We start from the raw sequence: 14,643 nt of genomic DNA, 5'->3' as shown, positions 1-14,643 counted from the left end.
GTGGCTTATGAAGACATTACTAACATCGGGGTGTGTTAATCAACGGGGAGCAGGTCAGCTCGGCTAGGCGATCCCAACATAGCCAACTACAAGGGGCGTAGCGTTAAGATTCAAAATTTAGTAAACCATCATGCTTTCAGATTAGTAGCACTACTATATGTATCCGATGATCGTTATACCAATCAGACTAATTTGACCCGGAAAGACCGGGAAACAATCGCTTTAAAACAAAAAGATAAGCTGGATGATAAGGCCACTGATGATAAATATGCGCTGATTACCATAAGGAGGTTCCTCAAAATCGTGTCATTAATCCAGCGAGTCGAAAGTAGTACTGAAAAGATTCTGAGCTGTCTTTATCATTTGCGCTTCGCCTTGTCGTAATTGCCGAACAGATCTGCTTGCGAAATTACGTACGGTGAGCTCACCAAACAGAGTCTGGACTTGTATCAAGCCTGCTTTGGAAAGCGTCAGATAGCAACCTTCCCCCCATATATAATCATCATCAATATCAACTGGTCCGGCGTCTCGCCAATTCACTAATCTTGCTACGACTTTTGAATTCTGGTCGGTATAAATATTAGGCATCTCGCTGCATTCATGCCATCCCAGATGCATCTGGATATTAGGGCATAATGCAATGGCATATCCCGGCGAAGACATTGTCCCGATGGAACTGACTACACGTCTGACTATTGTCGGTGCGAGGTCTTCGTCGAGTGGGATCATTTGACCCAGCCAAACGACTGCGGGCAAACTTTGATACCATGCCATGAATTTGGCATCAGAAATATGAATTTGAGGTGCGCTAATTCGATAGACCTGGTATTCAGCTCGCCGGGTATCATGCATTTTGAATTGTGAAACCTCGGCTATTACGAATTCATCGGCACGATCTCTCCAGGGTTTTACATCCTCTTCAACCAAATTTGTCCACATTTCTTCAGCTTCACTCCACGGGGCATCCTTGACTTTCAGCGGTCGCCTAATGCCAGTTGGTCGGATTTGCATTTCAGGGCGAGGTGCTGGCGGAAGTGCTGCATCCAATTGTTCCAGTAGCGATGGTTTATCCCTTGGTGAAAGCAAGCCTGCCAAGCTCAGCTCTCCAGCGACATGACGAAGTGCCAGTATGCCAATGTAAGCATGGGGCTTAAGATAGGAGATTTGCATTGAGAGTGTGCGTAACTGAGATTCGGTCTTTTTTGTTGCTCCAGGGCCAAAGGCTGCCAGCCCTCCCCATTGCTGGATAAACGTTGCGGCACGCTGGCGTATGTTCATTTCCTCACAATCAGCCAGCTCTGCAAGTCTCCTTGCAACGGGACGAAGCATTTGCGTCCATCCTAAGTCGACTTCAATACGCATCGCCCCACTCACAGGATCTAACAGAGCATGTTCATGATCAGGGTCTCCGTCGAGTGCCAATCGATATGTCAACGGCAACGGATGAAAATCAATCGATATAGGTAGCTGCCAATATTGTGCTAGCAAGCACGCAGCTTCAGCAACAGCTATATCACGATGATTCGTAAGGCCAGAGACTAAATCACCAATTTCAGCTGCAAAGTGGTTCTGTTTTAGCAAAAGCAAAACTTGCAATGCCTGGAGTGGTTCATCAAGGGGGCCAGTCAGGAGTCGTGTGATAGTGTGCTCAAATACGATTTGCCCTCCTGTTGAATGTTCCGCCAGAATTAGTGCAGTTTTCTCTGCATGTTGTCGAGCTTCGGTGATAGGCAATCGTAATGAAAAATGGAGCAATTCCGCGAGTAACTCTTCGTCGGTTATATTTTCATTCTCAAATTCGAAAATTTCACCAATACGGTGTTCGCGAGTGAAAGACATCTGCTCTGCTAAGATAGACCAAACGGCGGGCCAGTCTGGCGACTCACAGATCACAGGAAGAATGTCGGCCATATCTGTTAGCAACGACATGGTGCTTTCTTTCCCCGCCACAATTGAACTGATGAAGTCTTCATATGCTTCATGATGAATTGCTGCGCCATCGAGTAGCTTACGCGCGCGGAAGAGACGGAATCGATTTCCTCCTAACCATTGGCTCCATGACATCTCCCGGTCACTACTGGTATCGTAATCATCAACTAATTTTCTGGCTAACGTAGTGTCCCCCGCATTAACTAGCCGCTCTGCAACCAAAAAACGACAACGTGCATCCGACTGCAGGCAATGCCAGCGCTCATACATTTTCACCACCTTGTCTAATGCGGCGGACTTTGCAAGCTCACAAAAACGATAAGGCGCATGATATTCAGGTTCTGAATCATTTGATTCAAATGCCTGTTGAAGTTCGTCAAGGGTTGAAGCCTCGTCGTACTTTTGTGGCGTGTAGGAGCGGCGGGCTTCGGGGGCCTCTGAAGTCCATCGAGTAATGGCATTATCAAGTTGGTTATCGGTATAACCGTGTCTCAATGCCGCCTTGCTCAGGCGATTTAATAGTGTGAGTCGCTCGTGAGCTCGACTATGAACCTGGATTGCCGGTAATAGAATTGATACCAGTTTGGCAATCGATGAAGGCCCCGCTGCATTTGCAGCAACGTCAATATAATTGCCTACATGTGTAGGGTCACGATAATAGGGTTCAATGTAGAATGGAAGGCATAGCCCGCACCAAATTGGTGTACAGAGAAACACCATTTCAGGACGGCGTTCTAGCATACCAATTACCAGTTCATTTACCTGATTTGGCCATGGAATCAGCCCCCAGTTGCTGAGTTTCTGTGCCACGGTATAACCACTGTGCGCATTCATACGCATTGCTTCATTGATTAACACTTCTGTCAAACGATATGCGGCAGATGCTCCCTCGGTTTCCTTCATACCATCAACCTGTCGTATCAACTGACCTATTCGTTGAGCACGGTGTTCTGGGTCTGCCGCATTGGCCAAAATCAATATGTCTTTCCAGACAGAGTATAAAGGGTCCTTACGCGCTGCCAGAGCGTAGCCTAAACAGTGGTCATGTATCGAAGCAAGTAAGTTTAGTGCCCGGTCAACATCACCAATTGCAGCAAAGCTGTTTGCCAGAACTGACAGGGTCTCGAGTTGTTCGCTAGGTGTATTTTCTACCAACTCGTTTACCATATGCTCAAGTCTGGCGGCCGCCCTTTCACGGTCACCGTCAGCCTGATACATTGCCAATGCTATTTCACGCCGGAGTAGTGTATTGCCTTTTAATATTAAAGCAGGCATTACATTATCAATTTCATTTAGTACTGAATTATATTCGACCTTACCACGCAGCGCAGAAATTTTAATTAATGTACAAATCAGTGGTGATGTAGCTGTCAATGCCAATTGAGCCTGATAGGTATCGTTTCCAGAATGGCTATTGAGTTGCATTACATATCTCATCACCATGCGACAGACCATTTGAATATTTCCAGAAGGAATGCATGATGCATTTATTATGGACAGCCCCAACAAGCGTCCCGTTTCTGAAGCATGTGTCTGCAGCGGTCGTAAGATAGCGTGTGTGGAGGTGACTACGTCGGGCAGGGATTTGCCGAGCAAAACGCAAAGTTGCGCATGTTCCATGGCTGCAAGAGTCAGTGCTTTTGTTGATTCTAATTCATTGTCTCCCATCGAAATTGCAGGTGCAAAAAGGTTTTCGAATAATATTGAAGCCAGATCGGTGCAACCCGAGGTGGCATAAAATAATGCAATCGATCTTCGCCCGCCATTAGAAACATCATTAAAATCAGACAATGCCATGGCAGTCTTAAATAATTCCAATGCTAAGATATTATTTCCTCTGTCTCTAGCAGTAAATCCAGCCTGAGTCATCAAAACCGGTATCTCTTGCTCATGAATGCCATACTGATTGCAGGTATCCTGAATATTAACGTCTGCTTGCCAGTTAACAATTGCCTCGACCACTGTCCACTTTAACTGTTCGCGAATAGAGGTAATATTTTCATCTGTTGATACACTTGTGGCGTGTTTTAACCCCTCAACGGTCAAATAGTCTATTGCCTGCTTAATTTGCTCAGAGTCGCGGAAGTGAAAAACTCGTTTTGCCCATTTTTTGAATTCTTGTAGATTATGCGAGTCCCCATAGTGCTCGAATCTGGGGGTATGCAAGTGAGACAATGGCTCAAGGTGCTCAAACAGTTCTTTCGCGCGGTCAAAATCACCCTGTTCCAAAAGCAGGTCAACAACTTCATAGCCCGCATTGGGAAAGTCCTGGACGAAAGAGATCGCCGCATCAATATCGCCAACTTTTAACATCGCGCGCGGAAGTTCATTAGCATACTCCAGTGCTTGAGTTCGTCTGGATATCTCTTCACGGCAAAGTAGCAACCGTGTGGCAATTACACCATCATACGTGGAACGTGCAGCAATCAGAGCCAAGTGGATGTCCGAATCAATCTCTGAACAGGAACGTCCATGTGCAAACTGGTGTCGAAAATATGCTGGCGTTGCGAGCACCAGAAGTTCATCACGCTCTCCTGACCGGGCGAGATAGCGCAGTGTTAGCCAGGACTGTAATGAATGCTCTGGTGCATGACGAGATAGTTCAGCTAATTCACGATAAATATGTTGTGAATAGGTTTCATCTATACTGCCCAGTGTTATCTTTGGTTTGGAGAGCACAAATAGACGGAAGCTGTTATGGAATACAGTCCACCCCTTTGAGGTTTCCTTGAGTAAATGCCGGACGGTCTTTAAGGTACGCTCGGCTTTGTTGAATAAATCGAACTTTTGCTGAGTTGAAGGATCAGATCACGCATCTTCCCGACAACGCAGACCGTTCCGTGGCAAAGCAAAAGTTCAAAATCACCAACTGGCCCACCTACAATAAAGCCCTCATCAACCGTGGCTCCATAACTTTCTGGCTGGATGATGAAGCTATTCAGGCCTGGTATGAGTCAGCAACACCTTCTTCACGAGGCAGACCTCAGCGCTATTCTGACCTTGCCATCACGACTGTGCTGGTCATTAAACGCGTATTCAGGCTGACCCTGCGCGCTGCGCAGGGCTTTATTGATTCCATTTTTTCTCTGATGAACGTTCCGCTACGCTGCCCGGATTACAGCTGTGTCAGCAGGCGGGCAAAGTCGGTTAACGTCAGTTTCAAAACGGCTTTGTTGAATAAATCGAACTTTTGCTGAGTTGAAGGATCAGATCACGTATCTTCCCGACAACGCAGACCGTTCCGTGGCAAAGCAAAAGTTCAAAATCACCAACTGGCCCACCTACAATAAAGCCCTCATCAACCGTGGCTCCATAACTTTCTGGCTGGATGATGAAGCTATTCAGGCCTGGTATGAGTCAGCAACACCTTCTTCACGAGGCAGACCTCAGCGCTATTCTGACCTTGCCATCACGACTGTGCTGGTCATTAAACGCGTGTTCAGGCTGACCCTGCGCGCTGCGCAGGGCTTTATTGATTCCATTTTTTCTCTGATGAACGTTCCGCTACGCTGCCCGGATTACAGCTGTGTCAGCAGGCGGGCAAAGTCGGTTAATGTCAGTTTCAAAACGCCCACCCGGGGTGAAATCGCGCATCTGGTGATTGATTCCACCGGGCTGAAGGTCTTCGGTGAAGGCGAGTGGAAAGTCAAAAAGCATGGCCAGGAACGCCGCCGTATCTGGCGTAAGCTGCATCTCGCCGTTGACAGTAAAACACATGAAATCATCTGTGCAGACCTGTCGCTGAACAATGTGACGGACTCAGAAGCCTTCCCGGGTCTTATCCGGCAGACTCACAGAAAAATCAGGGCAGCATCGGCAGACGGCGCTTACGACACCCGGCTCTGTCACGATGAACTGCGGCGTAAGAAAATCAGCGCGCTTATCCCGCCCCGAAAAGGCGCGGGTTACTGGCCCGGTGAATATGCAGACCGTAACCGTGCAGTGGCTAATCAGCGAATGACCGGGAGTAATGCGCGGTGGAAATGGACAACAGATTACAACCGTCGCTCGATAGCGGAAACGGCGATGTACCGGGTAAAACAGCTGTTCGGGGGTTCACTGACGCTGCGTGACTACGATGGTCAGGTTGCGGAGGCTATGGCCCTGGTACGAGCGCTGAACAAAATGACGAAAGCAGGTATGCCTGAAAGCGTGCGTATTGCCTGAAAACACAACCCGCTACGGGGGAGACTTACCCGAAATCTGATTTATTCAACAAAGCCGCTTGAATGTAAAACCCATTCTTCTTTGTTGGGCACTTTGCGGGTTTTTATTTTTCCATCTGCAAATCGGGAAAGAGCGCGGTAAAAGCCAGCCCTCACACCAATAGAGAACGCTTCAAGAATAAGTGCGTCAATATCATCACCGCCATTTGTCGCTTTGCGTTTCAGTTGAGCAATCAGGCTCTCTAATTTTTCCGTTGGGATCATGCCTTCGGCTTTGACATCAAACTCGCCTTCAAACCGGTTCACAACTTTATTTATGGATTGTGAGTGTGCTTCTATTTTGATCTTGTTGTACATGGATTTTCCGCTAATTAATCGAGTGGTTGCTGTATGTTTGTTTACTTTGGCTGCTTTTAAGAGGAAATTAGATAGAGGTTGAATGACTCATTAAGCCAGATGTTTTTTTGAGACAACGGAGTAACGGGCGAAATAATTTTTTAGAGTCAATTAGCATCTGTTCGCTTTTGGGCTTGAACGATTTCCCAGTATCTCGTATTAACACTGATTTCGCAACGCGAAGGTATGTCAGACGGGGACCTGGAGCGTGTGACAAATGCCTCGATTACATTTCCCCCTTCATCAGACACTTTAGTATCAGGTAATCTGTTAAGAGTCTCGTTTAATATTTTAGTGGCTCCATCTCTCATCTTAACTGATTCAGTTTCTCCGAGAAGTTCATCACACATCCTTGAAACAGCTGTTGCGTGTCCCCAGACAGGTACTGGATCACTTTTTTTATACTGTTTTTCACTGGCATGAACAGGAAATACCAGTGATATTACTCCTGCCAATACGATGTTTTTAATTTTCATATCTTTTTCCGTGACTATCACCAAGTTTAAAACATAAGTTTTATACCACGACATTTTCTGAACAATAAAAAGCTCTTTGTAGCTGGGGTGAATAATTATTTCATCCCGGCGTTCAACTGATACCGGGAACAGAAACCGTCCAGAATTTTAAGGCATAGATAAATTGTTATCACGCCAATATTGATGCATCGCTGCAATACATAGTTTCGAGATTTCCGACAACGTCTATGCTAGATCACACATACGTTCAGGTGTGAATATCCGGACCGACTCCCCCATACCGCCACTCACTGTAATGATGTACTCCAAAATGTTCCCGTGACATAAATTGTGCCGAACCCTCACAATTTTCGCAAAGGGTAGTTTCGGGGCGCCGACCGTCCGTAATCTTAGCTAGAAGATCCTGCTCGTCGGGAAAGACCCTTGTGTCAGCGGCAGCCGTCCTGGCGAGCTCTTCTTAGTAGAGCATTCTGAGTGTGGCTATATCGCTTAAATCCACCAGCAGTGTGGGTGGCTGCGGGTGTGCCTGACACGCCTTCAGTTTCATCGTCACCCTTATCTTGCGGAACTAGCTGTATTATACGCACCGCTCTAAAACTTTTAGGGATATATCCTGAGAATATCGGGTTTGCATCCTTAGCATCCCAGCTAGTTCGCTTCACGCCGATCGGCCAACATAGATCTTAATAGCCCTCTTACCCGACCGATTCTTCTCAGGCAAACCTAGCAAACTTGACAACGCTACCGCCATCAGAATTATCAGTTCTGATTAGGTATTAACGAATCTAAATGTCATTGAAAATCATGATTTTTTCAATAAAACAATAAGATACCACCTAAAATTGGTAGGGGTTTATATGCGATTGTGAAGGGTAAAGGTTTGTGTAGCAGGTTGCCAGGAAATGCCTATAAGAAGCAAATCTTTTGTTAGTTCATGAAGTTCTCCGCAAAGTGAACTGGCCTTTAAATTACAAATAGTAAATTAAATCATACGGATAAAAACAACATGACTCATGAACTGAATTTTCGCTCAACATAAGTTAAATTGAATTTATACCGCATAGGCTTCTAACCCCATGGACCTGTCCACTCTTCGCCCCGTCTGATTTCTCTGTCTATAACCAATCATGAACAAGGTTCGGTCTCCTGCAGTTGAGATGCTTTGAGCAAAGCACTCTGTATGCAAACGCTATACAGAGTGCAATCTCAGTGGTTTAACGCTGACAAAATACCGACGGCGAACGGCTGGTATAGAACTGCCATGTATTGCTATTGAGTCGCAATATGCTGAAATAAAATGGCTCTTTGGGTTTAAGGAAAAAATCTGGCAACGTTCTCGCTAACAATGGATGAATGTTAGTGCCACCGGAACTTGAAGCGACATTTCCGGATTCCATAAAGTAATCATCATCCTTGCGGGTAAAGGTAAACCAGACATTTTGATTTACCGCCAGGTTTTCACCGTTATTATCAGTGATTTTTCCGCGTAAAATAGCCACCCCATTGCTGCCATTAAAAACGTATCTGACTGAAATATCACCACGAATATCTGGATACTCCATTACTAATTCTCCAGAGCAATCGAAATGCGACCGCTGCCAGTTTTGTAACGTCACCGTGGCTGCAATTGTTAACGCTACTGCTAAGATGATGCCTAGGCACCATTTTATATTACGTCCCCACATGTCTGGACTCCGCGAAATAATAATGGGTCACACAATCATTATCCCGCCAGCGACTAAATTGCTTTCGACAAGTTAATGCGGAGATCCGCGGGAAATTGGGATACAGCGTGAGATAAACCCAGGGATAGCTTTGACAATCCAGCGTACTTGTTTTGATAAACTGCTGGTGCTGATCAAATTTAAGCACATCCTGATTGGCGTACCAGTGACATCCCTCCCCTACGCTTAATGGCACATAACGACTGAGTCTGGGATCAAACTGTGCCTCCCAGGTCACTATTGCGGCTAAAACGCAGCACACCACACTCGCCAAAATCCAGCACAGTGTGCGCATACGCAGTGATTTTGTCACTGTGTTTACCGACGTTACCGATGGCGTGACGGGGTGATCGCTGAGCGGCTTTTCTATCTTCTGTTCCAGCACTTCCAGTTGCGGCTCCAGACGGATCCCGACTTTCGGCACGGTTACGATAAGTTCTTCATTCAGGCTAAGTTCTTTAAAAGCGCGACGTAACAAGGAGATATTCTGATAGAACGTATTATTGGTGACCTGCGCACCGTTAATATACCAGACATGCTCAAAAAAATAATCACGGCCAATAACTTGACCCTGTTGTTGAATTAATAATAGTAAACAACGGGTTGCCGGATTGCTTAATGTTATACGTTTGGTCTCATCTGATTTCGCGTAGAGTACGTTCCGCTCTGGCCAGAATACAACGGTACTGTTAAGCAAAAACACGTGTGCCATTATGTTCCCTGAATATGGATTTTTGTCATTTTAGCTGGTGCGAGCACTGCCAGCGTTAATTTACGACAGTTGAAAATCCCCAACGATTTCCTTCATCGTTAATCACAGTGAAGTTTATCTTATTATTCAGCATTTCAGGAGGCGCGGATTTAAAAATTACCTGCTGGGAACGTGGTGAAACCACTATTCCAGTTATGGAATAGTCTCCTGAAGATACATTAGCCAGAGTTATGTTCCAGGAACTCTGATTAACAGCATAAATTTCCCCACTTTCATGGTGAAAACTCAGAAGATTGATGCTTTTTTCAGTCAACACGCCTGTGTTTTTCGGTCTCCATAGGACTTTTAGCTGATTTCTTAACGTTAAGCGCACTTTTTCACCAGTTGAGCTACTTTTCACCTCCGCTGGAACCTGGTACACGTTGAGCCAGAATAATGATTCGCGATCGTTGGCAAGCCCCGCACCGGACGTCATAACCTTTATCTCGCGTTGTTCGCCGGGGAGAATTTTTAGCACCGGGGGAAGCACGATAAAAGGCGAACTGGCCTGTGATGGCCCTTTCTCTGGGGTGCCGTCATCTACCCAACTTTGAACCACCACGGGATATTTACCGTCGTTGACTAACATCACCGAGCGTTGAGTTTCTCCGTGGTTGAAAATGACCCGAGTAGTACTGATGTTAACCGCCGCATGTAGGCCAAATGCCAGCATCCAGAGGCTACTGAATACGCAATAAAACTTGTACATGTGACTGGTAGCTCCCCGCCGTTAACGTATCCGCGCCAAAACTTGCCAGACGAGCTTCGAAGCTTTCGCTGTAGTAATTGATGCCATCCTGGCTGCCATTTTGCTGCGTATTGCTGCCAATGACTGGCATCCAGCCGCCTTCGCTACCGCTACCGACAGTCGACACCGCCATAAAATTCACCGGATTACCCGCACGGTAAACACGCACGCCAACGCCGCGAGCCCGCCCGGGAGCGCCATATTGCGTATCCAATAGCCAGGTTACTGTTTTACCGGTAATCAAATTAAAACCCCATGCGCTGTTGACGCTGCTTTCCGGCGCAAGCAGCCCCATTGCGACATTGCTCTTCCCGGTCGCCACACCGGAAACCACCGTTGATTCGCAGGCAAATCCTATCTGGAAGGGGGCTGAGGAATATTCCCCTTGCTTAAGCTGAGCCACGGAAATTGGCGGCAGATGCACTACCGGCGTAAAATCAGTGACCTGACACATTGCTGCACGTTTGACGAAGATCCCGTTGTTGTACAGGCTGATCACTGATGGCCAGTCATTCGCCCAGCCAGCCCAATTTCCACCACGGTGCGGCTGACCTATCTTGATACCCCACGAAGTTGTACCTGGCCCACGAAAAACCACGTAAGCATTGGGATTCACATAGCTATTATAAGTAGCAGACTGTGCCTGGTTGGCGTAATAGCGTGTATCCAGCGTTTTAATCAACTCGGCACTTATCGTCGAGAAGTTCTTGGCCTTAATCAGGAAGTTGCCATTGGTGTCAAGATCCAGGTTCTCCAGTGGGCGTTGCTGCCAACTGTCGGTAAAGACGCTACCTGTCGCGTCATGCGTCAAGCGTAATGCGACGTTTTTCATTATGGTCAGATACGCGCCAGGTACATCCGTTGCTTCATACCAGCCAGCCACGATGTCATCGCCGTTCGTTGACCAGGCTTCATAAAGTTGCCCGGCAGTGTCCGGTGTACAACGGAAAAATACCTGCTCAGGATCGTAACCACCGCCTTTATGGGCATATGTAGTAAAAGGGATCCCGCCGCTGGAAGTCAGTATCGTCCCTGCTGGCTGAAAGCTGCTATTACTGGTGATATCAACAGACTTACTCAATCCCGGCAATAATCCGTTCCAGGCATCGTTGCCGCCGCCGGAGCGCCAGTCATTGGCGATGCCGTCCGTACTTGCACTGAGTCTGTGGGTGCCTTGTGCACCACTACTCCCTGATTTGTATGGATAAATAATGTATTCACAGGCGGCCTGCGTTTGGCAAGAAAACAGCGCCAGCACCAGAAAAAATAGTCTCATGAGCGCCCTTTTATTACGCAATCCACCGTTAATGCAATTAATGGTTCTGTACGTTGTTGTGGGTTAAGTTTCCACGGCAACGAACAATCACTGCTTTCCAGCATCAATAGTCCCTCTTCGTCTTCAACGCGGGCATATACCTGATTAGCCTGGGCAACCATCCCCACTACCCGGCCTCGACTGTCGGTCACTGCCGCTCCCATCGGTAACGTCACGTCACTCTTCACAGTGATGAGTAACGGATAGCCAGAGAGCGTTGCAAAACGCAGTTTTACTGCGGCCCCTGCCATTGGCGCAATGCGGCGTTGACTCTCCTGAAGCTCTGCGTTGGTGTTCATTCCGCTACCGTCGAGAGTCACGTTGTTATAGCGATAAGGTGTCAACGAGGGGACCAGCGCATAACCCCCACTGTTCACGGTTGCACCCTGTCCACCCCCTACTCTGGCTCCCGCAGCGCCTGGCGCTTCTACCAGAGCAAATGTGTCGCCAACCCACGGGCCGGCAACGATGCCATGGCGATGTACAACGAGTGCCCCGCGAACACCAGCAGCCCATTGTTGATAGTTTTGTGACTGTGAAACGCTGCCGTTTAGCGTGCCGAAAGCAGTATTTTTTTGCAGCGAACCACTCCAGTCGGTCACGCTGTTCGATTCCTCTTGCCCTTGTTGCCAGCCCGTGGACAGCGCGTAATTGAGGGTTTCATCCTGATCAAGCGCACCAGACAATGCCAACTGTGCATTGCGCCCTGCATGTTGAGCCTGACTCGCCGACAGCGCCAGCGTATGCTCACGTTCGCCTATACCGAAAGGCATTGAGACGGTAATCGTTGCCATGTTTTCTTTTTGCACTTGTGACCGATCGCCGTTACGCCACCAGGTATCCTGTCTGCTGAATGACATACCTAACGTCATTCGTCCAAAGGTGGTGTTATAACCAGCCTGCAATTGTGTGCTGTTGCCACGGTCACTGTAGTAATCCATCATTGATCCCGACAGCCATAGGTTCCCGTAGCTGTTCAGTGTTTGGTTCACCGTAACGGAGAACTGGTTTTTTTGACGCAGTGTATCCGAGCGCCACTGCGCATTGCTCCCACTGACGCTTCGCTCACCCAGGACGTCACCGTAGTCACGATACCCTTCTGTGGAATAGCGATACCCCGCCAGCGCGACGTGAGTGCCTGTCGGGTTGAACGTTTTGCTCCAGTTGGTTTGCAACCGCCAGCCACTCATAGTTTGAGAAGAAATCTGGGCCCGCGAACCGGTAATATCGACACCAAAAGCGCCCATCGATGTAGCCAGAACGCCTCCCATCAGCAGTGCCTGATAGTCGTCGCCGATCCGCAAAGCGCCATTAGCGGTCAGGAGATTCGTCATCCCGCGCTCCAGCGTGAAATCGGTAAACAGACCATCGGCAGCGCTGTAATCCCGGGTCTTCCCTGCCACCAGACCGTAGCGCCAGACGCCGGGACGCAGTGATAAAGGTACGCTGGCATATGGCACGGTATAGCTACTCTTTTTGTTATCGGCGCCGGTGATTTCAACTTGTAAATCACCGTCCCAGGCTGTATTCGGCAAATCATCAAGTACAAAGGGGCCTTGTGGTACGCTGGTTTCGTAAAGCGTTCGACCATTCTGCTTGACCACAACGCGTGAAGGTGTCGATGCCGTGCCACGAATTTCTGGGGCGTAGCCGCGTCGCGACTGCGGCCACATCCGTTGATCGGTTTCCAGTTTGACACCTGTAAACGCCATACTGCCAAGCAGATTTCCCGAGGTGTAGCTTTCGCCTACCGTCAGTAAACTCTCCAGTGTTGCAACAGGATGTTGAAGCCAGGTTTGCAGCGCATCCCAGCGTTGGCTTTCACGATCGCCATCGCGCCGCCAGTTGGCAGATGACTGTTGGCGAAATTGCCAACTCCCCATATTGAAGCCGCTGCTCAGACCCAGCCAGCCGTAATCACTTTGCTGACCGTTATTTTTATTGTGATAAGCGTGCAGATTGTAGTTACTGAACAGCACACTCTCGCCACTTTGCCACTGCGACGGCGGTACATAATCCATTGGGGTACGTTTTAATGCGGCCTGAGGCACGCTGAGATTCAGACGCAACAGGCTCTGGTCAAAATCCCACCGTCCACCGCTGATCCGAGCTTCAGGGGCGAAGCATTCCTGCGCTTGTTCCGATGCTGCTGTTACGCCCTGTTCATCCCAAAATTTAGCCGGAAGACAAGGTTCGGTACGCCCTGCGGTATTCTGGCGAAACAACACATCATCCCGCCCTACATATTGTCCATTGAGCCAGATATCCACGCTATAACGTCCCGCAACCACGGCATCCGGATCGTTGAGCATTGCCAGGCCTTTCTCGTAGCCACTTCCAAGCAACAATGTTTCATCAAAGGTGTAATCGCTGGCAAAAACAGGCATCGCAATGGGCAAAAACAGCCACCACCAACGTGGATTAGTCTCGGACATTGCCCTGCTTCTCCAGCGCCACACGCCCGCTTAATGAGGCTCCTTGATCGTTAATCCAGCGCATTTGCGCGTCGTTCAATTGCGAAATTTTTGCAGGCCATGACATCGTCGTCCACGGTGCGATCGTTTCGCTCTGAATGCGCTGTTTTTTTCCCGTGCCGCTGACGTCAAGTGACGAAAGTGCGAGATAGTAACCACTGTTATTGCGGAAATGCAGCTTGCCATTCTGCAGCCAGACCCGGCTGGTGTTCGCCATCTCCAGCGGTGAACCCACCAGCCCTTTCGGTCTGACCAATACTTTTACGCGGCTACGCACCAGCACCAGAAGCTGGTTATCGGTTTGCGCGTCCTTATTTGTGGGCGGGATCTGAATGAAGTTAAACCACCACAGTGATTCCCTGTCCTGTGCGACGGGTTTACCGATGTAACGCAACCGCACAGTTTGCCCCGCGTGGGCCGCCATCCGAAAGACCGGTGGTGTGGTGACAAAAGGAGCGGCCGCAGTTTGTGGTACTGATTGTGCATCGCCATCATCAAGCCAAACCTGAACAACGCCGGGGACGTCGCCGCGATTAGTTAATTGCACGCTGACTTCCCGACTGTCTGCCGGATAGATTATCCGGTTGCCGGTCATCACTATGCTTGCCTGCGCGCAGAAGCACATCATCATTACTGCCAAACTAATAGCCAATCCTTTCATCAC

Annotated in this window: 10 protein-coding genes and 2 pseudogenes; 3 read left to right on the top strand and 9 right to left on the bottom strand. The window is 48.4% G+C overall.

The window, feature by feature from the left end; translation table 11 throughout:
• Positions 1–48: 48 nt before the first annotated feature.
• Positions 49–357, top strand: a pseudogene (locus NMD08_RS12975) (hypothetical protein); the annotation flags it as partial.
• Here NMD08_RS12975 and NMD08_RS12970 read toward each other — a convergent pair.
• Positions 310–4,608: a hypothetical protein gene (locus tag NMD08_RS12970; RefSeq protein ID WP_370618206.1), complete on the bottom strand. Its 4,299-nt coding sequence runs from the start codon at positions 4,606–4,608 to the stop codon at positions 310–312. The pseudogene NMD08_RS12975 and the gene NMD08_RS12970 sit on opposite strands and share 48 nt — an antisense overlap.
• 116 nt (positions 4,609–4,724) lie before the next feature.
• Between NMD08_RS12970 and NMD08_RS12965 the strand changes: the two are divergent.
• Positions 4,725–5,096: pseudogene (locus NMD08_RS12965) on the top strand (IS5/IS1182 family transposase); the annotation flags it as partial.
• Positions 5,097–5,127: 31 nt separating this feature from the next.
• Positions 5,128–6,096 carry an IS5-like element IS903B family transposase gene (locus tag NMD08_RS12960; protein WP_013815099.1) on the top strand — a complete coding sequence of 323 codons (969 nt, stop codon included), beginning with the start codon at positions 5,128–5,130 and terminating at the stop codon, positions 6,094–6,096.
• Between the two features lie 41 nt (positions 6,097–6,137).
• On the opposite strand, the gene NMD08_RS12955 is transcribed toward NMD08_RS12960, so the two are convergent.
• The 8 genes from NMD08_RS12955 to NMD08_RS12920 form a co-directional block, all read right to left on the bottom strand.
• Positions 6,138–6,452 (bottom strand): hypothetical protein, encoded by a 315-nt coding sequence (locus NMD08_RS12955; protein WP_370618204.1) that lies wholly within the window; start codon positions 6,450–6,452, stop codon positions 6,138–6,140.
• A 146-nt stretch (positions 6,453–6,598) separates the two neighbouring features.
• The gene (locus tag NMD08_RS12950; protein WP_061549796.1) at positions 6,599–6,967 is read right to left on the bottom strand and encodes a hypothetical protein; all 369 of its coding nucleotides are present in this window, start codon (positions 6,965–6,967) and stop codon (positions 6,599–6,601) included.
• Between the two features lie 1,214 nt (positions 6,968–8,181).
• The gene (locus NMD08_RS12945) at positions 8,182–8,652 is read right to left on the bottom strand and encodes a hypothetical protein (protein ID WP_252838774.1); all 471 of its coding nucleotides are present in this window, start codon (positions 8,650–8,652) and stop codon (positions 8,182–8,184) included.
• Positions 8,639–9,403: a winged helix-turn-helix domain-containing protein gene (locus NMD08_RS12940; protein WP_252838775.1), complete on the bottom strand. Its 765-nt coding sequence runs from the start codon at positions 9,401–9,403 to the stop codon at positions 8,639–8,641. Before NMD08_RS12940 ends, NMD08_RS12945 begins: the two co-directional genes overlap by 14 nt.
• A gap of 55 nt (positions 9,404–9,458) precedes the next feature.
• Positions 9,459–10,151, bottom strand: coding sequence for a molecular chaperone (locus NMD08_RS12935; protein ID WP_370618201.1), 693 nt, complete (start codon positions 10,149–10,151; stop codon positions 9,459–9,461).
• Entirely contained in the window at positions 10,123–11,466 is a 1,344-nt protein-coding gene (locus tag NMD08_RS12930) for a fimbrial protein (RefSeq protein ID WP_151219226.1), read from the bottom strand. The genes NMD08_RS12935 and NMD08_RS12930 overlap by 29 nt, the downstream gene beginning before the upstream one ends.
• The gene (locus NMD08_RS12925; RefSeq protein ID WP_370618199.1) at positions 11,463–13,940 is read right to left on the bottom strand and encodes a fimbria/pilus outer membrane usher protein; all 2,478 of its coding nucleotides are present in this window, start codon (positions 13,938–13,940) and stop codon (positions 11,463–11,465) included. Before NMD08_RS12925 ends, NMD08_RS12930 begins: the two co-directional genes overlap by 4 nt.
• Positions 13,927–14,640: a molecular chaperone gene (locus NMD08_RS12920; RefSeq protein ID WP_370620209.1), complete on the bottom strand. Its 714-nt coding sequence runs from the start codon at positions 14,638–14,640 to the stop codon at positions 13,927–13,929. Before NMD08_RS12920 ends, NMD08_RS12925 begins: the two co-directional genes overlap by 14 nt.
• Positions 14,641–14,643 lie beyond the last annotated feature (3 nt).

This window comes from Citrobacter meridianamericanus (genome assembly GCF_041320245.1).
GTDB lineage: Bacteria > Pseudomonadota > Gammaproteobacteria > Enterobacterales > Enterobacteriaceae > Citrobacter > Citrobacter meridianamericanus.
This window is presented reverse-complemented; position numbering and strand designations above follow the sequence as displayed.